Annotated in this window: 21 protein-coding genes and 1 other RNA gene; 11 read left to right on the top strand and 11 right to left on the bottom strand. The window is 39.2% G+C overall.

Going from position 1 to position 26,100, the window contains the following annotated elements; all coding sequences use genetic code 11:
* Positions 1–87: 87 nt before the first annotated feature.
* The 4 genes from hflC to ACFIKR_RS04630 all read right to left on the bottom strand — a co-directional run bounded on the left by hflC (position 88) and on the right by ACFIKR_RS04630 (position 3,584).
* Positions 88–1,023, bottom strand: coding sequence for a protease modulator HflC (gene hflC / locus ACFIKR_RS04645; RefSeq protein WP_375636182.1), 936 nt, complete (start codon positions 1,021–1,023; stop codon positions 88–90).
* 2 nt (positions 1,024–1,025) lie between these two features.
* Positions 1,026–2,171: an FtsH protease activity modulator HflK gene (gene hflK, locus ACFIKR_RS04640; RefSeq protein ID WP_375659023.1), complete on the bottom strand. Its 1,146-nt coding sequence runs from the start codon at positions 2,169–2,171 to the stop codon at positions 1,026–1,028.
* A 112-nt stretch (positions 2,172–2,283) separates the two neighbouring features.
* Positions 2,284–2,793: a dihydrofolate reductase gene (locus ACFIKR_RS04635; RefSeq protein WP_375659022.1), complete on the bottom strand. Its 510-nt coding sequence runs from the start codon at positions 2,791–2,793 to the stop codon at positions 2,284–2,286.
* Complete coding sequence (locus tag ACFIKR_RS04630) at positions 2,790–3,584, bottom strand: thymidylate synthase (protein WP_375659021.1); 795 nt, start codon at positions 3,582–3,584, stop codon at positions 2,790–2,792. Before ACFIKR_RS04630 ends, ACFIKR_RS04635 begins: the two co-directional genes overlap by 4 nt.
* Positions 3,585–3,778: 194 nt before the next feature.
* On the opposite strand from ACFIKR_RS04630, the gene ACFIKR_RS04625 reads away from it, so the two are divergent.
* The 3 genes from ACFIKR_RS04625 to ACFIKR_RS04615 all read left to right on the top strand — a co-directional run bounded on the left by ACFIKR_RS04625 (position 3,779) and on the right by ACFIKR_RS04615 (position 8,986).
* Entirely contained in the window at positions 3,779–5,086 is a 1,308-nt protein-coding gene (locus tag ACFIKR_RS04625) for an MFS family transporter (protein ID WP_375659020.1), read from the top strand.
* Positions 5,087–5,692: 606 nt separating this feature from the next.
* Positions 5,693–7,003 (top strand): MFS family transporter, encoded by a 1,311-nt coding sequence (locus tag ACFIKR_RS04620; protein WP_375659019.1) that lies wholly within the window; start codon positions 5,693–5,695, stop codon positions 7,001–7,003.
* A gap of 675 nt (positions 7,004–7,678) precedes the next feature.
* Positions 7,679–8,986, top strand: a complete 1,308-nt coding sequence (locus tag ACFIKR_RS04615; protein WP_375659018.1) for an MFS family transporter — start codon at positions 7,679–7,681, stop codon at positions 8,984–8,986.
* Between the two features lie 74 nt (positions 8,987–9,060).
* Here ACFIKR_RS04615 and ACFIKR_RS04610 read toward each other — a convergent pair whose 3' ends face one another.
* Positions 9,061–9,366 carry a DUF2853 family protein gene (locus ACFIKR_RS04610; protein WP_375659017.1) on the bottom strand — a complete coding sequence of 102 codons (306 nt, stop codon included), beginning with the start codon at positions 9,364–9,366 and terminating at the stop codon, positions 9,061–9,063.
* Between the two features lie 96 nt (positions 9,367–9,462).
* Between ACFIKR_RS04610 and ssrA the strand changes: the two genes are divergently transcribed.
* From ssrA to ACFIKR_RS04585, 5 genes are all read left to right on the top strand, one after another.
* Positions 9,463–9,819, top strand: a transfer-messenger RNA (tmRNA) gene (gene ssrA, locus ACFIKR_RS04605).
* 181 nt (positions 9,820–10,000) lie between these two features.
* Complete coding sequence (locus ACFIKR_RS04600) at positions 10,001–10,546, top strand: SspB family protein (protein WP_375659016.1); 546 nt, start codon at positions 10,001–10,003, stop codon at positions 10,544–10,546.
* 8 nt (positions 10,547–10,554) lie between these two features.
* Entirely contained in the window at positions 10,555–10,737 is a 183-nt protein-coding gene (locus ACFIKR_RS04595) for a DUF4169 family protein (protein WP_375659015.1), read from the top strand.
* Between the two features lie 10 nt (positions 10,738–10,747).
* Positions 10,748–10,999: a ribbon-helix-helix domain-containing protein gene (locus tag ACFIKR_RS04590; RefSeq protein ID WP_273788067.1), complete on the top strand. Its 252-nt coding sequence runs from the start codon at positions 10,748–10,750 to the stop codon at positions 10,997–10,999.
* A gap of 121 nt (positions 11,000–11,120) precedes the next feature.
* Positions 11,121–13,460, top strand: coding sequence for an ATP-dependent helicase (locus ACFIKR_RS04585; RefSeq protein WP_375659014.1), 2,340 nt, complete (start codon positions 11,121–11,123; stop codon positions 13,458–13,460).
* 53 nt (positions 13,461–13,513) lie between these two features.
* Here the strand turns inward: ACFIKR_RS04585 and ACFIKR_RS04580 are convergent, their stop codons facing one another.
* Positions 13,514–14,146: a DapH/DapD/GlmU-related protein gene (locus ACFIKR_RS04580; RefSeq protein WP_375659013.1), complete on the bottom strand. Its 633-nt coding sequence runs from the start codon at positions 14,144–14,146 to the stop codon at positions 13,514–13,516.
* 136 nt (positions 14,147–14,282) lie between these two features.
* Between ACFIKR_RS04580 and ACFIKR_RS04575 the strand changes: the two genes are divergently transcribed.
* From ACFIKR_RS04575 to ACFIKR_RS04565, 3 genes are read left to right on the top strand one after another with little or no spacing between them, the layout of a single operon-like run.
* A complete protein-coding gene (locus tag ACFIKR_RS04575) occupies positions 14,283–14,864 on the top strand; it encodes an SCO family protein (RefSeq protein WP_375628977.1) in 582 nt (193 codons plus the stop codon).
* Between the two features lie 26 nt (positions 14,865–14,890).
* Positions 14,891–15,760: a 50S ribosomal protein L11 methyltransferase gene (locus ACFIKR_RS04570; RefSeq protein WP_375659012.1), complete on the top strand. Its 870-nt coding sequence runs from the start codon at positions 14,891–14,893 to the stop codon at positions 15,758–15,760.
* 22 nt (positions 15,761–15,782) lie between these two features.
* Positions 15,783–17,609: an aminopeptidase P family protein gene (locus ACFIKR_RS04565; protein ID WP_375659011.1), complete on the top strand. Its 1,827-nt coding sequence runs from the start codon at positions 15,783–15,785 to the stop codon at positions 17,607–17,609.
* Between the two features lie 600 nt (positions 17,610–18,209).
* Here ACFIKR_RS04565 and ligA read toward each other — a convergent pair.
* From ligA to ftsZ, 5 genes are all read right to left on the bottom strand, one after another.
* Positions 18,210–20,369, bottom strand: a complete 2,160-nt coding sequence (ligA, locus tag ACFIKR_RS04560; RefSeq protein ID WP_375659010.1) for an NAD-dependent DNA ligase LigA — start codon at positions 20,367–20,369, stop codon at positions 18,210–18,212.
* A gap of 110 nt (positions 20,370–20,479) precedes the next feature.
* A complete protein-coding gene (gene recN, locus ACFIKR_RS04555) occupies positions 20,480–22,141 on the bottom strand; it encodes a DNA repair protein RecN (protein WP_375659009.1) in 1,662 nt (553 codons plus the stop codon).
* Between the two features lie 6 nt (positions 22,142–22,147).
* Positions 22,148–23,041 carry an outer membrane protein assembly factor BamD gene (locus tag ACFIKR_RS04550; protein ID WP_375659008.1) on the bottom strand — a complete coding sequence of 298 codons (894 nt, stop codon included), beginning with the start codon at positions 23,039–23,041 and terminating at the stop codon, positions 22,148–22,150.
* Positions 23,042–23,199: 158 nt separating this feature from the next.
* A complete protein-coding gene (gene lpxC / locus ACFIKR_RS04545; protein ID WP_375659007.1) occupies positions 23,200–24,084 on the bottom strand; it encodes a UDP-3-O-acyl-N-acetylglucosamine deacetylase in 885 nt (294 codons plus the stop codon).
* A gap of 213 nt (positions 24,085–24,297) precedes the next feature.
* Entirely contained in the window at positions 24,298–26,070 is a 1,773-nt protein-coding gene (gene ftsZ, locus ACFIKR_RS04540) for a cell division protein FtsZ (RefSeq protein ID WP_375659006.1), read from the bottom strand.
* Between the last annotated feature and the right edge of the window lie 30 nt (positions 26,071–26,100).

Genomic DNA, 26,100 nt, shown 5'->3' with positions numbered 1-26,100 from the left:
ATCAGTATGGCTTAACATTCTCTTACATTTACATTCATCATAAAAAAGCAGCTATAGAGCATACTTCTCATATGAAATAGTATATATCTATTCTCCACCAGACTTTGAATCAGTTTTGCTCAAACTAGGACTCATTGTTGATGAAAGCTTTTTCTTTACTTGCAGGGGATTTTGAAAATAAAAAAAGAAATCCTCATTTGGTGAAATAACCATCGAAACTCTTTCTAAATTCTTATACTGTTCCATCGCTAACCAAAAATCGTAAAAAGATGGATTAGCTTCCCGCGCATTTAATAAAATGCGAATACTTTCGGCTTGTCCTTCACCGCGAGTAATTTCAGCATCACGCTTTGCGGCTGCCACAATTTCCTCATATTCACGATTTGCTTCTGCCACAATACGATCTCGTTCTTGTTGACCACGAGCCCGGATATTTTCCGCAACAGCCTCCCGTTCAGCAGCCATTTGTCGATAAACATCTTCTGAAACAGCATCCGTTAAATCGGTTTTTCGAATACGCACATCAACAATCGTAATACCCAGCGAACCTGCATCTATAGAAAATTGCCGTTGCACCTCAGCCATCATTGCGCCTCGTTCATCCGATAAGGCAGCTTTAAATTCTCGCTTACCATAAACAGCACGCAAAGCGTCAATAAACCGTGGTGCAAGATTTTCACGTGCCGCAATTTGCGGACGCCCTGAAGCAATACGCTGTAAAAACAATTTAGGATCCGTAATACGATAAATAAAGAACGCATCCACTTCGTAATAAGCACCCCCACGAACTTGTACCGATTGCGTAGGAACATCATAACGCAACAAACGATTATCCACCACAATCATCTTATCCACAAAGGGCATTTTCGAATAAATTCCAGGATTAGATTCGACCTTAACGATTTGACCAAAACGCTTAATTGCCACTTGTTGACGAGGATAGACAATAAAAAGTGACATCCACAAAATGATCAAAAGAAACATTATGGTACTAAAAATAAACAAAAAACGAGACTGCTGCATTATTAGCGTCCTCCAGAAATATGAGCATCCAAGAGCGATGTCGAACGTGCTGATTTCGCTTTTGCTTTTTCTGATAAATTGTTACGCAGCAATTCGTTCAAAGGAAGATAAGGCACCGCTGGAGAATTAATTTGATCAAGAACCAATTTATTTGGTGAAGAGAAAATACGCCCCATCGTTTCCATATAAAGACGATAACGCGCAGCCTCTGGTGATATTGCCGACTCACGGGCTATGGCTTGAAAACGTTCAGCACGCCCGCGTGCCTCTTCAACCATTTGTGCTTTTTCACCTTTTGCGATTTCCCTTGTACGTGAAGCTTCACCATTTGCTAAACCAATCTTCTTAAAACGCACACGATTTCCTTCTTCAATCATTCTTCCACGTTCCTGCTCCGCTTGTTGAACAGAATTAAACGCAGCAGCAACCTTTGTCGGAGGAGCAGCTTCACTGATAGACACACGACTTATTTCGACACCGAGTTGATATTTATCTACAGTCAACTGGATAATCTTTCGCACATCGTTAGCAACTTCCTCTTTTTTATCGCGTAAAACATCATCAACAGGTCTGGAACCAATAACCTCGCGCATTGCACTTTCAGCAACCTGACGAACTGTCCCTTCTTGATCATTCACATTGAATAAAAATTGTCCTGGATGTGAAATGCGATAGTAAACAGAAAAATTGACATTAACAATATTTTGATCACTAGACAGCATCAAACCTTCACTTTGTTGTCTCTGTCCAGTCTGTCCACCAATTGCAATTGTTTTTTCAGTTAAAGGCACTTTCATATAGGTCTCAATTGGCCAAAAGTGAAAATGCAATCCATCACCGATAATTCCCGCCTTAGGCACACCAAAGCGCAATTCCACTGCTTGCTCATTTTGTTGGACAATATAAAGTGATTGATAGAGCAAAAAACACACAGCAAGTAGAAGGAACAAAACAACAATCCCCCCTCTACTAAATTGTTTAAACTGATCCTTCCCTTTACGTAAAATATCATCAAGATTGGGACCATTTTCGCCACCATTATTGCCACCAGAACCAAAAAGATTCTTAGCCGATGTTTTTTTGTCACCACTGTTCTTGTTTTTATCGCCACTCCACGGGCCACCACCATTTTGATTTGTCCAGGGCATTATCACCTCTTTAACTGACTACCATTCATTCAAATACCAACCATTCACTTGGATCTTATAGGGATTCTCTTATCTCATTACAATACAACTGACAGGTTCTTTTTACTTATGATTATTTTCGTTCATAAACCACAAAACGTGTCGGATGACTATCTTTTTCTCCTTTTGGAATATCTTGTGTTTCTACAGTAGTCCACTTTTCTTTGTCAAAAACAGGAAAAAAACTATCACCTTCTATAGAAGCTAAAACTTCTGTAAGAAATATTTTATCAGCCATGTGCAACCCTTGTTGAAAAATTTCACCACCCCCAATAATAAAAACTGCATCTGCACCATTTTGAGAAGCCACACTTTTTGCGATGGAACAAGCTTGCGATAAAGAGTGGACAACAACAGCCCCTTCTGCACCAAAGGTACAATCACGCGTAATGACGATATTTGTACGCCCTGGTAAAGGACGCCCAAGAGAATCCCAAGTTTTTCGCCCCATAATAATGGGGCTACCAAAAGTCAAAGCCTTAAAGCGTTGCAAATCCGTGGATAAATGCCAAGGCATCGCACCTTCACGACCGATAACCCCATTTTCTGCAACAGCAGCAATTAAACAAATGGAAATCGTCATATTGCTACCGGTGCCTTGATATGTGGCTGCGCTTCATAATTAAGCAACTCAAAATCCTCAAATTGAAAAGAAAAAAGATCTGTTACCGCTGAATTTATGTGCATACATGGCAAAGCATTTGGTATACGAGACAATTGATATTTTGCCTGTTCAAAATGATTAGAATAAAGATGGGCATCTCCCAGAGTATGAATAAAGTCTCCTGCTTTAAGTCCGCTTACTTGGGCAATCATCATCGTCAACAACGCATAGGAAGCAATATTAAACGGAACACCTAAGAAAATATCTGCTGAACGCTGATAAAGCTGACAGGATAGCTTCCCATCAGCAACATAAAATTGAAAAAAACAATGACAAGGAGGCAAAGCCATCTCCTCTATCAGTGCGGGGTTCCAAGCAGATACAATTAAGCGACGAGAATCAGGCGTTGCTTTAATCATCGCCAAAAGATGACTGATTTGATCAATATGCCGTCCATCGGGAGCAGGCCAAGAGCGCCACTGATAACCATAAATAGGACCAAGATTCCCTTTCTCATCAGCCCACTCATCCCAAATTGATACACCATGTTCCTTCAACCATGCAATATTTGTATCACCTCTCAAAAACCACAAAAGCTCATAAATGATCGAGCGCAAATGCAATTTCTTCGTTGTTAACAGAGGAAAGCCAGCCTGCAAATCAAACCGCATTTGATACCCAAAAATTGATCGTGTCCCCACACCGGTTCGATCTGTACGATCAATGCCGTTATTTAAAACATGCGATAAAAGATCAAGATAGATTTTCATATAAATATTATGGTTGATTCTTAACGTTACAGGAAATAGAAACTTCAAAATTTATAAAAATACAATTCAAAAAAATCCTCCTCCCAAACATCTTTTATAGGAAATCATTATTATACGATTGCATTTTGATGAATCAAATCGTAAATAAATTTTAAAAGAAACAAGTTAGGTATGATCATAAAAGGGATAAATTTATGGAGAATGAACCAACTTTAGCACCACATGATACAAGAAAACGTATCTGGGCTATCGTGTCCAGTGCATCAGGTAATCTAGTAGAATGGTATGACTTTTATGTTTATTCCTTTACGTCCATTTACTTTGCATCACAATTTTTTCCCTCAGACGGCAATGTCGTTACACAACTTTTAATGGCTGCTGGTGTCTTTGCTATTGGGTTTCTTATGCGCCCAATCGGTGGATGGCTTTTTGGCTTCATTGCCGATCGTTACGGACGCAAACGCTCAATGCTTATCTCTGTTTTTATGATGTGTGGTGGTTCGTTCTTAATCGCCCTACTTCCTACCTACGAAACCATTGGAGTAGCAGCAGGAATTCTTTTACTTTTACTCAGAATGCTTCAAGGGCTTTCTGTCGGTGGTGAATATGGTACAACAGCAACTTATATGAGCGAAATCGCCCTCAAAAATCGCCGAGGATTTTTTAGCTCTTTCCAATACACCACACTGATTGGTGGTCAACTTCTAGCCAGTCTTGTTATATTCATTCTAGCGCTTTACCTCACCGAAGATCAGCTAAAAGCATGGGGTTGGCGTATTCCATTTGCCATTGGTGGACTAGGAGCGATTGTTGCGATTTATCTACGCCGCACGCTCCATGAGACAACGACCAAAGAAAGTCGCTCTAGTGCACAAGCTGGTAGTATTAGGGGACTTCTAACCAACCACCGAAAAGCTTTTTTTCTAGTTATCGGCTTTACCGCTGGAGGATCGCTCACATTCTACACCTATACGACTTACATGCAGAAATATCTGATTACAACCACCGGCTTTGATAAACATACAGCCACAACTGTGATGACTGCTGCACTCTTTGTTTTCATGTTACTTCAACCTGCATTTGGTTTTATGGCTGATAAAATTGGAACAAGAACTTCACTCCTTATTTGGAGTGTCTTATCTATTATCTTTACCATTCCTGGACTTAATGTGATTGGTAATACTGATAGTACATGGATTGCTTTATCAGTTATTATTGGAATGCTCTGCATTATGAGCTTTTACACGTCCATCTCTGGCATTGTAAAATCAGAAATGTTTCCCGCTTCAGTACGAGCAATAGGAGTTGGACTCTCTTATGCTATTGCCAACGCACTGTTTGGCGGTTCTGCTGAATATGTCGCGCTTGGATTAAAAGATCTTGGATATGAATCTGTCTTCTATTTTTATATAACTGGCATGATGATTATTGCATTCATTTCTGTTCTCTTAATGCCCGATGCTCGAAAAGAGGGCTATCTTCAAGGTGATAGTATCCATTAAATTTTCTAAACTAAATCAAGAATCCCGATTTTTCGGGCTTCTTGATTATGATAATACTGTAAAATCAATATTTACAATCTATTGTAGACTCGCCTTTCATATCATAAGCATCTCTCGTATCATAAAGGAGCGATCCCCTCTTCTTTGATATGAATCATGATGAATAAATTATCCCACGTCACGACCGTATATTTTTCATGATCCCAATAAATCCAGTATACTTAGCTTTAAAAACATCAGACCTGTTTTAATTAAGGTCCTCTTTTCTTTATCAAAAATAAGCAAAACATCGCTTCCTTATTTGTCTAATAATAGAAATTAAACCGCATCTATTATCACCAATTAATCCTCTCTCAACACCCCTTTCTGATCTGAATGATCAATGACACCGTTAAAGATACAGTAAAAAATCAAAACATACCTTCCTATAAATATGAGCACCGTTTTGTTCTATGACAAAAATAAAAACTGCAAACATCATGAAAATAAGCTGTTTCCACCCCCCTTTTTTTTAAGAAACATCGCAATATAATTGAATTTTTATGGCTTAAACTGTAAACAACTTCAAAGAGAAGAAAAGTTATAGATCTAAAAGGGGAATACTTCATGAATAATCAAACAACTTTAGATCCACATGATACAAGGAAACGTATTTTTGCTATCATATCCAGTGCATCAGGAAATCTGGTAGAATGGTACGACTTTTATGCTTACTCCTTTGCATCGGTTTATTTTGCATCACAATTTTTTCCTGAAGATGAAGATATCGTTACACAACTGTTAAAAACTGCAGGAATCTTTTTTCTTGGCTTTCTTATGCGTCCAATTGGAGCATGGCTCTTTGGATTCATTGCGGATCGTTATGGACGTAAACGCTCAATGCTTATTTCTGTTTTTATGATGTGTGGTGGCTCTTTTCTCATTGCCATACTTCCTACTTATAAAACCTTGGGAATAACAGCAGCATTTCTCCTCCTTTTAGTCCGCATGTTTCAAGGACTTTCCGTTGGCGGTGAATATGGTACAGCAGCAACTTATATGAGCGAAGTTGCACCCAAAAATCGTCGTGGGCTCTTTGCTTCTTTTCAATATGCAACAACAATCACAGGTCAACTTCTCGCAAGTTTTATAATATTTATTTTATCCCTTTACCTTACCGAAGATCAGTTAAAAGCGTGGGGATGGCGTATTCCTTTTGTCATTGGTGGCTTTGGAGCAATTGTTGCAATTTATCTGCGTAGTTTGCTCCATGAAACAACAACCCACAAAAGCCGCTCTGAACAACATGCCGGTAGTCTTAGAGAACTTTTTCGCAATCATAAAAAAGCTTTCTTTTTGGTTGTTGGCTTTACAGCTGGTGGATCACTCACATTTTATACATACACCACTTATATGCAAAAATATCTGATCACAACCACGGGCTTTGATAGACAAACCGCAACAACGATAATGACTGCCGCCCTCTTTATTTTTGTGCTACTCCAACCCATTTTGGGTTCCATAGCCGATAAAATTGGAGCAAGAGCTTCACTCATTAGTTGGAGTACCTTATCCATTATCTGCACCATTCCTGTACTTAAAATGATTGGGAATGCCCATAATGCATGGTCAGCACTCTTAATTATCATTGGAATACTCTGTGTTATGAGTTTTTATACGTCCATTGCTGGTATCATAAAAGCAGAATTGTTCCCAGCCTCAATCCGCGCAATTGGTGTTGGATTTGCTTTTGCCATTGGGAATGCACTATTTGGCGGTTCTGCTGAATATGTAGCGCTTGGATTAAAAAATATGGGATACGAATCTGTTTTCTTTTTTTACATAGTTGGTATGATGGTCATTGCACTCATCTCTATTCTCCTTATGCCCGATATAGATAAAGGAGGATATCTCGATAAAGACAATAAACTTCATTAAACTTATTTTTTGGATAAAAAAGCCCACAAAAGTGGGCTTTTTTATCATTATTTACACAAAAACTTAATTTTTATTTATGAAACCCATTTCATTATCTTACTCTCAATAATGGAAAGTCATCGAATGCTTTCTATGACATACAGATATTACTTCCATAACATATTGATTTATAATGGTTGTTTATCATTTTGTATCTCAATTGAGAAACCCAAATACCATAAGATTTTTTCATTTCTACCCTTTTTATATCACGTCCTCATAACGATACCTCTTGCAACTCAGAAACAGAGTTAATGCTATAAATAAATTATTTAATAAAAGAATAAAACAGTCTTTTACAAAATATTTAAATTACAAAAAAATGTATAAATCTATTGATAGAATTTATATTTAACAAATTTCCATGAACTTAAATGTATATTACTTATAATAAAAACTTACTCAATTCTTATCAAGAATACTATTGTATTTAATTATAAATTTATTAAAACGATTTTTATTATTTAAATTAATTAAAAAACTATTTATACTATAGATAAATAGTTTAAAATTGCAAAAGTATTTTATTTTAAATAGTTTTCATAAAAATAATCATTATACAATTGAATTTTTCTGGAAATCATAAACAATTATGGTTAGAAAATATCAACTATAAATTTAAAAGGGGAGCACTTCATGAAAAATGAAACAACTTTAGTACAGCATGATACAAGAAAACGTATCTTCGCTATCATATCTAGCGCATCAGGGAATCTAGTAGAATGGTATGATTTTTACGTTTACTCATTTGCGTCTATTTACTTTGCACCACAATTTTTCCCTTCAGATGGCGATGTTGTTACCCAATTTTTTAAAACTGCAGGGATCTTCTTTATTGGTTTTCTTATGCGCCCAATTGGAAGTTGGCTCTTTGGCTTTATTGCTGATCGTTATGGACGCAAAAACTCGATGCTCATATCTATTCTTATGATGTGTGGGGGCTCTTTTCTCATTGCCATACTTCCCACTTATGAAACTTTAGGGAGAACTGCAGCAATTCTTCTTCTCCTAATCCGTATGATGCAGGGACTTTCAGCAGGTGGTGAATATGGTACAGCTGCAACTTACATAAGCGAAATTTCCCTTAAAAAACACCGCGGTCTCTTCGCTTCTTTCCAATCTGGTACGCTTATTACTGGTCAACTTTTAGCCAGTTTTATTATATTCATTCTGGCACTTTATCTAACGGAAGACCAATTAAGAACATGGGGCTGGCGTATTCCATTTGCCATTGGTGGATTGGGAGCATTTGTTGTACTTTATCTACGTCGTTCACTTCATGAAACAACCACTAAAGAAAGCCGCTCTCAAAAACACACTGGGAGTCTTAAAGAGCTTCTAAGCAAACATACAAAAGCATTTTTTGTGATTGTTCTCTTCGCCTCTGGAGGATCTCTCACATTTTACACCTGTACGACTTATATGCAGAAATATCTGATCACAACTACCGGTTTTGATAAACATACCGCTACAACTGTAATGACCGCGGCACTCTTTATTTTCATATTACTCCAACCCATATTTGGGATCCTAGCTGATAAAATTGGGACAAGAAATTTACTTATCCTTTGGAGTGCACTCTCTACTCTCTTTACAATTCCTGGACTCCTTATAATCGGTCACGCACATAATCCATGGATTGCGCTATCAGCCATTATTGGAATACTCTGTATTATGAGCATGTATACATCCATCTCTGGTGTCGTAAAATCAGCAATGTTTCCCTCTTCAGTACGAGCACTGGGAGTTGGTCTCTCTCATGCTATTGGCAATGCATTATTTGGTGGTTCTGCCGAATACGTAGCACTTGGATTAAAAAATATGGGACATGAATCACTCTTTTATTTTTACGTAATCGGCATAATGATCATTGCATTCATTGCCACTCTCTTTATACCGGATATGAGCAAAGGAGGATATCTTCAAGAAGACGAAACAGATTAAACCTTCTATGCTAAACAAAAAAGCCCAATTACTTGGGCTTTTTTTATTGAGCAAAAATTGAATTTTAAAATTGTTTAAATTTTATCAAGTGCGTTTAATTGTTTGGCTACCAAATAATAGAAAGTCATACGACTTTTTCTGCGATCTCCAGACATCATTTCTGCAACTTTTGACACAGCCCTTTTAGCCCTCTGTTCATCCGCCCCTAATACATCTTGAACCCATTTTTCAACGCGTTCTAACTCCTTTGGGTCCGATGTAGCAACAAGTGATGCATCCTGTTTTTTCATCACTAGAGCTAAGCGATGATGAAGCCTTTCTATTGCAGCCTCATCGGGATTTTTATCATATAATTTAATATCTGCTAGATCATTGGTCATTTTGCTCCATCTCCTCTCCAAGAATTAGCGGCTGTATTTTACAACCGCGTTATACAGCTTCATAAATAATTAGAGGATTTAAAATATTAACAACCCCCCCTTTTCTAAAGAGCGTTCTTCATCTATATTTAAAGAGCTGGCTTGCCAGCTATGGTAATAAATGGACAATGAAATAAACTCATTGGACCCGGGGGCGGTACCCGGCGCCTCCACCAAAATATAATAAGCAAAAATTATACTTTGGTGGGGGCGAAATAGGATCGACAAGGGCGTAAAGATTGCTCTTTTACTCGGCATAGTACCACCGTTATCGGACTAAATGAGTAGTTGCAAATGACAACTATGCGGAAGCACGTCTCGCTGCTTAATGCAGTGTGAATGTTTCAAACTAAGCCTTAAACCGTCGCAGGTTTAAGCGGGGTTCGGAGGCACCTGGCAACAGAAGCCTTCACTTTTTTAAATGTTATTGATTGATCTTTCAGACATTATCAGACATTATTTACCATAGAGTTTCGTTTTTATTCGATTTATTGAGGTGCATCGTAGATAAAATACTGCTAATTTTAAAATATATTCTATCACACAATATCAATACGCTCCATTCTGCTACGTGAAATAAAAGGAATAAACTTCGATGGTTAAAGATCAAATCCGTTACGATATTCTCGTTCAGGATGCGCTTCGTGGAGTTATCCGTAAAGTTTTATCGGAAGTTAGCAAAGCAGGTCTTCCGGGAAATCATCATTTTTTTATAACTTTTTTGACGAATGCTCCAGGCGTTAAAATTTCTCCTCGGCTAAAAAATCGCTATCCTGAGCAAATGACAATCGTCTTACAACATCAGTTTAGAGATCTCAGTGTTTCAGAAACAGCTTTCGAAGTAACCCTCTCTTTCAGGGAAATAACCGAAAAGCTCGTGATTCCTTTTACTTCCATTCAGGTCTTTTATGATCCTATAGCAGCATTTGAAGCAGCATTTGATCTGCCCTCAAATCTTACCTCTGGAGAAAGTGAAAATTCAGAAAATACCTCAACTACGCCCATTACCTTATCAAAAACACAAAAAAAAGAAAATACGCTTACAAAAGAACAAAATTTCAGTACAAATAAAGAATCTTCAAATAACGACACAAAACAAAGTGCTGATGTTGTCTCTTTAGATTCTTTTCGGAAAAAATAATTTTTCTCATGACTGAATTGATTAATCTTCGCCAATTTCGAAAACAAAAAAAACGTACAGAAAAATCTCTTCGTGCTGAGCAAAATCGTTATCGTTTTGGACGAACAAAAACTGAAAAATTTTTTGAGCAACAAAAATCTTTAAAAACGCAAAAATTTCTTGATCAAAATCGTTTACGAAACCACGAATAAAGGTGGAAAAATGCACGAAAATAATTCTATCGATTGGTCAAAAGTCATTCCACGAAAAATATCTGTTCGCGTTGATGGGCATGCAACAAGCGTCTCTTTAGAACCGCCATTTTTAGATATTCTAAAAGATATAGCCCGCAAAAAAGGACAATCTTTAGCCTTTATTATCACTGATATTGATAGCAAAAGACCACAACAAGTCAATCTTTCGGCTTCGTTACGCGTTTATGCCCTTCAAAGCGTTCTCACCCAACGCCTTTAATGTTTATGCTTATTTTTTTACGTTCTCTTTTTGTTTATTCAACTGAAGCTGTTGTGACTTTTTTAAGAGAAGTTTTTTTAATCTAGAACTTCAATGAAAAAAAGACTACAAAAGAGATATAATGAGTAATTTTTCTGATCACAACATACCTTTCTTTGAAGAAGATTCCCCTCCAGACCATGATAAGAAGAGCTCTGGTTTTTTCTCCCATACTCTAAAAGAACAAAAATCATATAACACAGACTATTTAGAACAACTCAATCCAGAACAGCAACAAGCTGTTATGAATACTGAGGGACCTCTTTTAGTTCTTGCAGGTGCTGGTACAGGAAAAACGCGCGTTTTAACAACCCGTATTTCTCATATTTTACGCTCTGGGCTTGCCTCTCCTCAGCAAATACTTGCTGTTACTTTCACCAACAAAGCAGCACGTGAAATGAAAATACGTATTGGTGAACTTATTGGAGGAGTTGTTGAAGGTATGCCTTGGCTTGGAACTTTTCACTCCACTGGTGCTAAAATTTTACGCCGTCACGCAGAGCTTGTTGGTTTAAAAAGAAACTTTACAATTCTCGATAGCGATGATGTTCTTCGACTTTTAAAACAGCTTATTCAAGCTGAAGGACTAGACGATAAGCGTTGGCCCGCACGAAACCTTGCCATGATGATTGATTCTTGGAAAAATCAAGGACTTTCACCAGAACATATCTCAAAAAGTGATGCTCATTCCTTTGGCAACGGCATGGGACGCGAACTTTATCACAGTTATCAAAATCGATTAAAAGATCTTAATGCTTGTGATTTTGGCGATCTTCTTCTTCATTCTATCTCTCTCTTCCAACATAATCCAGATATTCTTCGCGAATACCATTCTCAATTTCGCTATATTCTTGTCGATGAATACCAAGATACAAATACAGCACAATATCTTTGGCTTCGCCTTTTGGCACAACATCCCCAAGGTCAACATGTTAATCTTTGTTGTGTTGGCGATGATGATCAATCCATTTATGGATGGCGTGGTGCAAAAGTCGAGAATATATTACGTTTTGAAAAAGATTTTCCTTCTGCCAAAATTATTCGTCTAGAACGTAATTATCGCTCAACATCCCATATTCTTAAAACCGCCTCCCATCTCATTGCTCATAATGAAGAAAGACTGGGCAAAGTCCTTTTTTCTGCACAAATAAAGAGTGAGGAAGAAAAAGTAAAAATTCATTCAGCATGGGATTCGCAAGAAGAGGCCCGTGCCATCGGAGAAGAAATTGAACAAGCACAACAAACAGGTCATGCATTAAATCATATGGCTATATTGGTGCGTGCATCATTCCAAATGCGTGAATTTGAAGATCGCTTTGTAACGCTTGGTCTTAACTACCGCGTCATTGGTGGTCCTCGTTTTTATGAACGAATGGAAATACGAGATGCTATGGCTTATTTACGCGTTGTTGTCCAACCTGCTGATGATTTAGCTTTTGAGCGTGTTATTAATACACCGAAACGCGGCATAGGCGATGCAACCCTGCGCATTCTTTATGAGAGTGCGCGAGCACGTGCTGTTCCTCTCTTTTCTGCAGCCGCTGACATCATTGAAACAGATGAGTTAAAGCCTAAGGCACGCAGCGCGTTACGAAGCCTTATTGAAAACTTCCGCCGCTGGCAAAATATGCTTCAAGACACTCCCCATAAAGAACTTGCCGAGATTATCCTTGATGATTCTGGTTATACAACCATGTGGTTAGAAGATCGCTCACCAGAGGCTCCTACACGACTAGAAAATCTTAAAGAAATGATCCGTTCCATGGAACAATTTGAAAATCTTCAAAGTTTTTTGGAACATGTTGCACTCGTTATGGATGCTGAAAACAGTGAAAATACCGATGCAGTCAACATCATGACACTTCATTCAGCCAAAGGGCTTGAATTTGAAACAGTTTTTCTTCCTGGCTGGGAAGAAGGACTTTTTCCCCATCAGCGCTCATTAGATGAAGGTGGACGTTCAGGATTAGAAGAAGAACGGCGTCTTGCTTATGTTGGACTCACAAGAGCAAAAAAACACCTGCATATATGGTTTGTATCTAATCGTAGAATTCATGGACTTTGGCAATCTACTATTCCCTCCCGCTTTCTAGATGAATTACCAGCAGAACATATAGAAGCCATAGCAATGGAAACATCTTATGGTGGTTATGGAAAATCTTCCTTTCAAAATCACGATTCCTGTTATACTGGCTATGCAACAGCAAGACAAAAGAATGCACAAAAAAACAAGACGATTGAAGGGAAAATTATCGCTCAATCAATCTCTCATGCATCATCAGATTTTTCTATCAATGATCGGATTTTTCACATAAAATTTGGTTATGGTCATATTACAGCAATAGACGATCATAAATTGACAATAATGTTTGAAAAAGCCGGAGAAAAGCGTGTACTGGATAATTTTGTCAACAAAGCTTAACTAAAAGCAAACCACGATCAGTTTTTACAAGAGACCATTTTGTTTTATTCTGATTATCCTTTCCATTTGCGAACAAAGACTTCAATGGGTAAATTTTGCATATCAGGCAATGCATCATAAATTTTATCAAGCGACCAATCCCACCAAGCCATCTCCAAAAGGCATTCTATGACATGATTGGGAAAACGCATCCGCAAGCGTTTAGCAGGAACACCAGCGACAACCGCATAAGGCATAACATCTTTCGTTATAACAGCGTTAGCACCAATAATTGCTCCATGTCCAACTGTCACCCCAGGCATAATAACCGCGCCATATCCAATCCACACATCATGCCCAATAATAACACGTTTTGCACAACGCCTTTCGCGAAAAGAACGATCAAGAGCCATATAACGAAAATATTCGTTTGGACGATAGGTTATTTTATGCGTTGAAACGCGCTCCATAGGATGCTCCAACGCATTCATCCGTACATGAGATGCAATAGAACAAAAACGCCCAATATCGCTATAAATAGCCTCACTATTACGTTCTAAATAAGAAAAATCTCCAACGGTTACATCCCGTAAAATCACCCGCTCATTAATTTCCACATAGCGCCCTAATTTACAACCATGCAGCCGTGCTGTCGTATGGATACGAGGCTCACTTTCATGAAATCGAAGATCGTTCTCAATATTCATGCATCCCTCACCAATGTTTTATCAATAGATATGGAAAGACATACCAATCAAGCCAATAAAATCAACCATGAAACAGAGATTGCAAAACAAACCTGCCGATGTTACAATTTCCAGATCTATCTAAGAGAGTCAAACTATGAAAAATGTAATACGCATCTTGGGGCTGACAATCATATTTCTTGCAGGTATTTTTATTTATGATGCGCTGACAAATAAGCCTTTAGGTGATAATTTTACACTCACTGATTCTAATGGAAAAAATATCACTGAGGCTGATATTCGAAGCAAGCCTTCAATAGTCTTTTTCGGCTTCACTATGTGTCCTGAAATCTGCCCTACGACATTGATGAATCTTGATCGATGGCTTACAGCCCTTGGACCCAATGCCGATAAATTAGGCATATGGTTTGTTACTGTTGACCCTGAACGTGATACACCAGAAGTGCTCCATGAATATCTCAGTAATTTTAACAATAAAATCATTGGGATCAGTGGAGATCCTGATAAAGTTCATAAAATGGTCAATTCCTTTAACATCGTTGCTGAAAAAGTCCCTGGAACAGATGGAAACTATACATATAACCATACAGCAGCAATTTTTTTACTCAAAAAAGGTGGAAAATTAGCTGGTGTTATCCGTTATGACACGAAAGAAAGCGATAGCGAATTAAAAGATGAAATCGCCATTGAACGGTTAAAAAAACTCATCTTAAACTAAAAAAGCCGATCAAAAGAAAGAACAGCATGTCGCAACAAATTCGCCTCTATTATACTGCTTCTAAAAATGAAGCAGAACGGTTCTACGCCCTTATAGAAACAGCCTGTGACGAAGAAGGTTATCCTCTTGCTCTTACAGAGATAGATGAACAAAATGCTATATATGAACTTTCACTCTATGTAGACCAAGAAAACTACGAGCATATTTCGAAACGTTTTGCCCAAATCCTTTCTATAGATCCTGATAAAATTAATATGGAAGTTTTACCCAACATTGATTGGGTACAAAAAAGCCTAGAAGGACTAAAACCTGTGCAAGCCGGTCCTTTTTTCCTTCATGGAAGCCATAATAGAGGCGACATTCCAGCCAATGTTTTGCCTATTGAAATTGAAGCGAATCAAGCTTTTGGCACCGGACATCATGGAACAACAGCTGGTTGTTTAGAAATGATTGCCAAAGTGATGAAACACGAAAATCCCCAAAATGCACTTGATCTCGGTACTGGCAGTGGGATACTCGCCATCGGCATCGCAATGCTCAAACCTATTGCTATACTTGCATCTGATATTGATCCAATCGCTATTCAAGTTACACAACACAATATCCAACTCAATGGCGTAAAAAAATATATCACAGCTGTCACAGCAACAGATTTTGTCCATGATGAAATTGCTTCACGTGCTCCCTTTGATCTTATTGTTGCCAATATCCTTGCCAATCCTCTTATCGCACTTGCACAAGAAATGGTAAAGGCACTCCAAAAAGGTGGATCACTGATACTCTCTGGAATTCTTGAAGAACAACATGCAGATGTTTTAAAGGCTTATGTAAAACAAGGGCTGAAACACATTGAAACATACCACCGTCAAGGATGGGTTACGATACATCTGAAATAAAAGAAAAGAAAAGGACGTCGTTATGTATCAATCTTTTGAGGCAACAACAAATCCAGCCCATGCTCTAGAACGCATTGCCTCTCTTCGTAAAGAACTAGACCGCCTTGGTCTCGATGGTTTTCTTGTTCCGCGGTGCGATGAACATCAAGGAGAGTATGTCCCTCCCCATGCTCAACGCCTTAGCTGGCTAACCGGCTTTACTGGATCAGCTGGGATTGCACTGATTTTAAAAAACAAAGCCATCATATTTACAGACGGGCGATATAAGCTCCAAGTTCGCCAACAAACTGATCCTAATATTTTTGATTATGAAGATCTCATAACTTGCCCTCCCTCACAATGGCTTGAAAAAAATGGTCAAAAACTTTCTATTGGCTTTGATCCATGGCTCCACACCATCACTGCCACCGATGCATTGAGAAACGCATTAGAAATGAAAGCAGGTGGAAAACTTGTAGCAATTCACTCCAATCCCATTGATCTGCTTTGGCATGATCAGCCATCATTGCCACAAGCTGCCCTATCAATTCACCCTCTCAAATATGCTGGGTGCAATACGGATGAAAAACTCGCTTTGATTTACAAAGATATACAGAAAACTCATGCAAATGCTTTTATTTTTACAGACCCTTCCTCCATTGCATGGACATTCAATATACGTGGCAACGATGTTTCCAACACACCTTTTTCCCTTTGTTTTGCTTTCATTCCCATCCAAGAAACACCAGCCTTATTCATTAACAGCAAAAAACTTGGTGTAGAACAGAAACAATATCTGGAACGTTATGCAAAATTATATGAACCAGAACAGCTTATTCCAAAGATCAAAGAGTATGTTCAAAAAGGGACAGTGTTTGCCTTAGATCCACAGCTAACATGCGAAAAATTACGAACTGTTATTGAAGAAAAAAAGAGCTCTTTCATCACACTTACCGATCCTGCCGCTCTACCACGTGCCATTAAAAATGACACAGAACTCAATGGCGCACGCAAAGCGCATCTACGCGATGGTGTTGCCCTAACCCGTTTTTTTTCCTGGTTAGATAAACAAATACCAGGGTCAATAAGTGAAATTTCTGCTGCTCAAAAATTAGAAGAATTTCGCATAAATACAGCAAAAGAAATGGGAGAAGAACTTAAAGATCTTTCTTTTGATACAATTTCAGCAGCAGGAGAAAATGGCGCCATTATTCATTATCGTGTAACAACACAAACAAATAAACAACTCAATGCGGGTGAACTTTATCTTGTTGATTCAGGTGGACAATATCGTGATGGAACGACAGATATCACACGTACAGTAGCAATTGGGAATATTGGAGAAGAAGAAAAACGCTGTTTCACGCTTGTCCTCAAAGGTATGATTGCTCTTTCAACTGCTTACTTTCCAAAAGGAACCCGCGGACAAGACATTGATATTCTAGCGCGCATTGCATTGTGGAAGGCTGGTTTTGATTATGCTCATGGCACCGGTCATGGTGTTGGGTCTTATCTTTCTGTTCATGAAGGACCACAAAATATTTCCCGCAAAGGATGCCAAGAACTCATCTCCGGTATGATTCTTTCAAACGAACCAGGATATTATCGCGAAGGTGCTTTTGGTATCCGTCTTGAAAATTTGATAATTGTAAAGCCAGCACAAAAAATTGATGGCGGGGATATAGAAATGCTTTCGTTTGAGACGCTTACACTTTGCCCTATTGATCGAAAACTCATTCTCCCAGAGCTTTTGACACAAGAAGAACGGCAATGGCTCAATGATTACCATGCGCGCGTTTATCAGATGAATGCACCTTACTTAAATGAAGAAGATAAAAAATGGGCAAAAGAGGCAACACTGCCCCTTTAAATGAGGCAACACAAATATCTTCTAACGCTTCTTATAAAACACTACACCCTTCTCTTTTAAAGAGAGAAATGCATATTTACCATCAGCAATCACAAAAAATGCTTCTATAAAATACTTCAAGTTTTTTTGCCGATAGGATAAAAGCTTTTCCCAAACTAAAACAGAACGGATATACTTGTAACAGATAATGCTTATCAACTATCCTCTACCATCTTCACATGAGTTATAGCCTTATTCTGCTATATAGAAATTTTCATTATATTTTGTAATCCTCCGCGTCACATTTCTAAACGCCTATTATAACCAGCTCATTACACTGTTTAAATTCAAAAATTCTGCATATTTAGTTACAATTTTTACCTTGATTCACAGTGATACCGTATATCTTTTACTAATAATAACCTTGTATATTCTTAATCATAAGAGTTTAAGTTTAATATTTAAATTCAACGTTTTTTAATAACTTAATAAATATCAAAATATATGGCGCTCTATTTTTGCAAAAAAACAACCCCTATTGTCCCCTTTTTGATTCCAGTCCCCAAAAATGTAAGAGAGATAACCATACAAACAGCATACGCATCTTCTAGAAAACGCCCTCTAAACATTATGTTCCTCAATCAACTGTAACCAAGCCTCTTCATCGATAACCTCAACACCTAATTCTTCAGCTTTAGCCAATTTGGAGCCCGCTCCAGGTCCTGCAACAAGAAGATCTGTTTTTTTAGAAAGTGAACCAGATGTTTTGGCCCCTAATCGCTCTGCCAATGCTTTTGCTTCATCGCGTGACATATGCGCTAAAGTTCCTGTAAAAACAATTGTCTTCTCCGCTATTGGGGAAGAAGCTGTCATGATAGGATCATCATCAAGAGGGGTTACTTCTTCAAGTAAAATAGACAAAACCTCACGATTATGCGCTTCTTGATAAAAATCAACAATTGCGCTCCCTACCTGTGGTCCAATTCCTTCGATATTGGTAAGCTCCATCCAAGCTTCATTGCCTTTTTCATTTTCCTTATCACATGGCATAAGTGCTCCCATAGCCGCAGTTTCAAAAGCTGTATAATTTTTATAAGTACGCGCAAGGCGGCGTGCATTCACCTCTCCAACATGACGAATCCCCAATGCAAACAAAAAACGGCTTAAAGGAATTTCGCGACGTGCATTAATGGCATCATACAATTTGCGAACTGAAACAGTACCAAAACCTTCTATATTTTCTAAACGTATCAAAGATTTTTCTTGGCGACGTTCTAAAGTAAAAATATCGGCTGGTGTATGAATACAAAGCGCTTCATCTTGAACATAGAAAAAAAACTCTACCTGTTTTTTACCCAAGCCCTCAATATCAAAAGCATTACGCGCAACAAAATGACGAATACGCTCAATCGCCTGTGCAGGACAAATAAGCCCCCCTGTACAGCGACGCACGGCTTCTCCCACTTCACGAACAGCATGACTCCCACAAGCTGGACACAAATGAGGAAAAATAAAGACAGCAGCATCTTTCGGGCGTTTTTCAATAATAACATCAATAACTTGAGGGATCACATCACCAGCACGTTGTACAATCACGCTATCGCCTACACGGATGTCACGTCCTTCACGAATAGGCTCTCCTTTATGACCAATTCCCTTAATATAATCCTCATTATGCAAACTAGCATTGGTCACCACGACTCCACCAACAGTAATAGGTGTAAGACGTGCAACAGGTGTCAAAGCTCCCGTGCGACCAACTTGAATGTCAATATCTTTCAAAAGCGCTATCGCTTTTTCTGCTGGAAATTTATGCGCGATTGCCCAACGCGGCGAACGAGAAACAAACCCCAAGCGCTTTTGGAGCATCAAATCATTAACCTTATAAACAATACCATCAATATCATAGCTTAAAGAATGACGGCATTCTTCGATATCGTGATAATAAGAAATAATTTCTTCTAACGTCTTAAAGGATTTTGTTAATGGATTGATAACAAAGCCATATTCTTTTAGCTTTTTCATCATCTCCATTTGACTTTCTGCCAATATTTCACTCACCTCACCACAAGCATAAGCAAAAAATTGAAGCTTTCTGCTAGCGGTTATCCGTGAATCAAGCTGACGGAGTGAACCAGCTGCCGCATTTCGAGGATTGGCAAAGGTTAACTTGCCCTTCTCTTGTTGGCTGATATTAAGTGCTTGGAAATCCTCCCGCCCCATATAAACTTCACCACGCACCTCAATTATATCAGGAAAATCACCTTGCAAAACTTGTGGAATATCAGCAATGGTTCGGGCATTTGCTGTCACATTTTCACCGACAGTTCCATCCCCACGCGTTGCCGCCCCCACAAGCCGCCCCTTTTCATAGCGTAAAGACAAAGATAAACCATCAATTTTTGGCTCCGCTGTTATTTCCAACACTTGTGTTTCTGGAAGCCGTAAAAAACGACGAATACGCTCAACAAATTCAGTAACATCTTCAGAGCTAAACGCATTATCAAGTGAAAGCATTGGCTGTGCATGAACAGATTTTTCAAACTTTTCAGAAATTGGTGCCCCAATTTTATGTGAAGGAGAATCAACACGAATAAGCTCTGGAAAAAGAGCTTCAATTTCTGCATTACGGCGGCGCAAAGCATCATATTCTGCATCAGAAATTTCAGGCTGATCATCACGATTATAAAGCACATCATGACGTGCAATCTCTTTTGCCAACCACTCTAATTCACTTTCTGCTTCAATAGCTGTGAGATTTTTATCTGCATCTTTGTTCATAAAATCTATTCCAAATTACGAGCACTGCCACAAGGATCTCCACGCCTCCTCATAAAGTGAATCTCAGTAAATACAAGCTTTCCAGTATTTTTATCGCTGACTAATTACCTTCATGCTAGAAGCTTTTGAGCCGCTGCACGCGCTTCTTCAGTAATCTGTTCTCCTGCCAACATACGAGCAATTTCTTCTGCACGCTCATGCTCTTCCATTTTATGAATAGCAGTAACAAAGCGTCTTTTATCATGACTCTCAATTTTTGAAATAAGAAAATGACCATGCGCTTTCGATGCGACTTGTGGAGCATGCGTAATAGCGAAAACCTGGACATGTTCTGATAAGCGTTGCAACCGTTGCCCAATAGCAGCTGCAACAGCACCCCCAACGCCTGTATCAATTTCATCAAAGATTAGCGTCGGTGCTGATCCTCGATCAGATAAAACAACTTTTAATGCCAACAAAAAACGAGACAATTCACCGCCAGAAGCCACACTAAGCATCGGTCCAGCACGTGTTCCAGGATTTGTTCTCACCCAATATTCAATACGATCACATCCCTCTGCACTCCGCTTTTCGATATCGCTTTGCATTTCAACAATAAATTCAGCCCTCTCTAATTTTAATGCCGGTAACTCAGTCATCACGCTTTCAGACAAGTGCTTTGCAACCTCTTGACGTTTTATTGACAACGCTTGTGCTAACGTATCGTAATTTTTTTGTGCTTGTTTTGCTTCATCTTCAAAACGTGTCAATATAGTCTGAGCCTCTTCAAAATCAGCTAGTTCAGCATCCATCTTATCGCGTAACTGAACCAATTCATCCGCAGAAACTTGATACTTACGAGCAAAACCCCGAAGAGAAAAAAGACGCTCTTCTATCCGTTCCAATTCATCAGGTTCAAAATCTAATGCTCGTATTGCCGTCTCAATACCTTCTTGTGCTGTTGCAAGTGCATGCAATGCCTCATCAATAGATTTCACCACTGGTGCAATAAGCTCTTGTGCTTCAGGAATTTTCCGCTCCAAACGCCTCACCAAATTGGAAAGCACTGGGATCGGTGATTTTTGACCCGTTAAAAGATCATCCGCTTCTTTAATATCCGTCGCTATTTTTTCTAATTTAAGCATATCGGCACGACGAAGAGAAAGAGTATCCTCTTCACCAACTTTAAAATCAAGCTTTTCAAGCTCTTCTACACACGCACGAAGATAATCAACCTCACGTACAGCACTCTCTACTTTAAGACGCTGCCGTTGCAAACGCTCCTCAAATTCACGCCATGTGTAATAACACTGACGCAAATTTTCCACTTCATCCTCAAGACCACCAAAGGCATCTAATAATTGGCGATGTGTAGCAACATCAACAAGCGCACGATCATCATGTTGTCCATGGATTTCAACCAGCAAACGGCCAACACTCCGCATCAATGCAACACTAGACACCTGATCATTGATAAAAACACGGCTGCGTCCATCACTTGATTGCACACGTCGTAAAATAATATCACCTTCATCATCAAGACCATTCTCACGAATAAGTTGACGTGCAGGATGTGAAACAGACACATCAAAAACAGCTGTGACCTGCCCGCGCTCAGCACCATGACGCACAAGCGAAGCATCCCCCCGCCCCCCTAGAGCAAGTGATAAAGCATCAAGGAGAATAGACTTCCCCGCACCTGTTTCTCCAGTTAAAACCGTCAACCCCGCCGTAAAATGAATATCGAGCGTTTCGATCAAAACAATATTATGAATCGAAAGCTGTACCAGCATAGAGAATCAACGTACCCTCTTCTTATCACCACCTAAAGCATTTGAGATCCAAGAAGATTTATGCTCGCGTGGCGATATTTTATTCTTCTGCAAGAGATTATAAGAATATTTATACCACTCACTTTTGGGATAGTTACGTCCTAAAATAGCTGCTGCCGTCTGCGCTTCCGCCGTTAAGCCAAGAGCAAGATTAACTTCCGTCAAGCGGAAAAGCGCTTCTTCAATTTGATTTGTATCGGAATACTCTTCAACCACGGTACGAAACCGTCTACTTGCCGCAAGATAGCGCCGCCCCTCTTCATAATAACGACCAATCTGCATTTCTTTGCCAGCCAGCTGTTCGCGCCCAAAACGTATTTTATCCTTAGCATCCTTGACATATTCAGAATTAGGATAACGCTCTATAAGGAGCTGCATAGCAGCAATAGCACGTTTCGTATCACGTTGATCACGCGTAACATCAGGAATCCGACGGAAAGAAGAAAGACCAATAATATAGTACGCATAAGCCGAGTCAGTCGACCCTGGATAAAGAGTAATATAGCGTTGAGCCATACTAATTGAATCATCATACTTTCCGAGTCGGTAATTAGTAAAAGCACCCATGACCAAAGATTTACGCCCCCAGTCTGTATAAGCATACTGCTTTTCAATCTTCAAAAACTTCTTCGATGCATCCCCAAGCTTCCCACTCTCAAGGCTAGCAAGCGCCTGATTATATAAAACATCTGGTGGCTCTATTTTCAAAACATAAGCAGATGGATCAAGGGTATTTTTCTCTTTAAAGAGGCATCCCGCCAACATACAGGTGCTTCCCAAAAGCACCACCCCCAATATCTTGCGTACAATGTTAAATTTTCTATATGTCATATTTCCAATGCACACATGAGATTTTTTCATAGTTTTTCCGGCCTCCACAGAATATCACCTTGTAGCAAAAACAAGTGACCAAAGGTTTTATACCATATCACTTTAAAATCCACATAACCAATTTAGCAGTTTAGGTCAATCATCCCCTTAAAAATCAAATAAACAATAAAAAAATCTTGTCAATTTTTTTACTCTTTCTCTAAAAATCTTTTTTCGTAATGTGATTCGTCTGCCAAAACAGCCTTCACCAATTGCGCATTAATTCTATGTCCACTACAATAAGAACGAAATAATCCAATAAAAGGCCCCCCAAGCAAAGCAGTATCACCAATCGCATCAAGCATCTTGTGCCGAACACACTCATTCTCCCAATAAGGACCATCGGGATTTAAAATTTTATCATTAAGATCGATAACAAGAGAATTTTCCAAAGAAGCGCCTCTCGCCTTTCCAGAAAGCCTTAATTTTTCCACGTCTTTGATAAAACCAAAAGTGCGCGCACGTGACAAATCATCTCTAAACCCTCGTGTGGTAAGATCAAAACTGAAATGTTGCTTACCAATAGCAGAAGAAGGAAAAGAAATCGTTATATCAAAACGACGTCCATCGAATGGCAAAAGCTCTGCAACACCATGAGCTCCTTCAACCCGCAACGGCTTTTTTATGATGAAATAAGAACGCAACGCATTTTGCTGTACAATGCCAACATCTTCAAAAGCTTGGCAATATAGCCACGCTGAACCATCCAAAATAGGAATCTCATTATGTGACACTTCAATAACAAGATTATCCAAATTATAAGCAGTAATTGCTGCCATCAAATGTTCAATTGTTTCAACCCTTACATCTCCATCTCCAAGTACCGTTGATAATTCAGTTTCTCCTATTTGCGGTGCATGGGCTTGAAATATTTTCTCTGTTCCATCTAATCCACAACGCTTAAAAATAATACCACACCCAACATCCGCTGGACAAACCTTTACCACTGACAAACAGCCACTGTGAACGCCAATCCCCTTAAATGTTACTGCTTTTTTAAGAGTAGACTGATATTTTGGTACCAAATTCATCATATTATTTTATTGAATTGCTTTTACATCTTTTAACAAAATTTATAAAACTATAAAAAATACTCATAGTAAATAATAAAAAAAACCGCTTATAATAAGCGGTTTTTTTAAAACAAAGTATTTTATCCAAAAAACAGCAATATATTTTACTGTATAAATTTTGTCTGATCATCAAAGAGGTAATAAAATTCCTTACTTTGCCTCATTTTTCATCAATTAATTTGCCTGACGACGTAAAAATGCTGGTATTTCCAACTGATCTTCTTCACTTATAAAAGTACGCTGATCTTGTGGTACCTGAGGGTGCAGCTCACCAGAACGACGTGGAACATAAACAGAAGCATCTTGAGAAAGCGCCTGAGAATTTTTATTGTAAACATGAGACTCTTGCTGCTGAGACGATCTAACAGCAGGCTCCAGCCTCGCTTCTGGCTCTGCTTCTTCACGATGCGTCAAACTCTGTTTCAAACGTTGCCAAAGATTACGAGGACCTTGATCAGTCACTGATGTCCTTTGACTTTGTCCATGAGAAACAGGAGGAAAATCCTTTAACTCAGGCATACGCATTGGAGCGCGTGCTTGCATTTGTTGCATTTGTTTTGGTTGCACTGGCTTTTCTTTTTGCTTCATAACTCCTGTCATCTCATCAAGAACATGCGCTGTTGCCTCCATACTCACGGGAGCTGTCATAGCCGGTTGAGAACCACGACTTACTTGCATACGAGGCACATTTGATCTCTGTTCCTGAACAGCATTTGAACCATACGCAACAGCATTCGTCGCACTTCGTGTCGTCATTGCTTCTGTAGGATGTGCAAAAATTTGACTTTTGGGACGGAACTGTTCTCCGGTTGATTTACCCTTCTCTATTTCAAGTGATTCGATCACTTCTACCATTGACTCAGAACGCAGTGGCGATGACTGAACATGAAAAGAACTGTGTGACGTTCCAGGATCGCTCTTGCGCATTGAAGAAGCAGGCCTTTGAATCTGAGGATGAGAGGACTGAACCACATCACTAACTTCACGATCAATACCGGTGGCAACCACAGAAACACGAATAACACCTTCCAATGACTCATCATCAATAGCGCCAAAGATCACATTCGCATCAGCATCCACTTCTTCACGAATACGATTAGCAGCTTCATCAACCTCAAAAAGAGTCATATCACGACCACCCGTAATAGAAATCAATAAACCACGCGCCCCACGCATAGAGGTATCATCCAACAATGGGTTTGCAATAGCAGCTTCAGCCGCAGCCAAAGCACGCCCGTCACCAGATGCCTCACCCGTTCCCATCATGGCTCGACCCATTTCGTGCATAACAGAGCGAACATCAGCAAAATCAAGGTTAATCAAACCCTCTTTAATCATCAAATCCGTAATGGAAGCAACACCAGAATAAAGCACTTGATCAGCCATAGCAAAAGCATCAGCAAACGTTGTCTTATCATTTGCAATACGGAAAAGATTTTGATTGGGAATAACAATCAATGTATCGACAGACTTTTGTAACTCTTCAATACCAGCCTCTGCCGTTTTCATACGACGTGCGCCCTCAAACTGAAACGGCTTTGTCACAACACCAACAGTCAAAATACCTTTTTCACGCGCTGCTCGAGCAACAACGGGAGCAGCCCCTGTTCCAGTTCCTCCCCCCATACCAGCAGTAATGAAAACCATATGAGAGTCTGCAAGATGATCAATAATTTCATCAATACATTCCTCTGCCGCCGCTTGTCCAACTTCCGGTAAAGCACCAGCACCCAAACCTTCTGTCACAGCTGCCCCAAGTTGGATAACACGTTCAGCCTTTGACATAGCCAAAGCCTGTGCATCCGTATTTGCAACAACAAAGTCAACTCCCTGAAGACCAGCATTTATCATATTATTCACGGCATTCCCGCCACCACCTCCAACACCAAAAACGGTAATGCGTGGCTTCAATTCCGCGATATCTGGCCGATGCAGATTAATCGTCATTTTCTTTTCCTTCTCATAAGACACCGCAAG

The sequence above is a fragment of the Bartonella sp. MR30HLJHH genome (genome assembly GCF_042194195.1).
In the GTDB taxonomy this organism is placed as follows: domain Bacteria; phylum Pseudomonadota; class Alphaproteobacteria; order Rhizobiales; family Rhizobiaceae; genus Bartonella; species Bartonella grahamii.
This window is presented reverse-complemented; position numbering and strand designations above follow the sequence as displayed.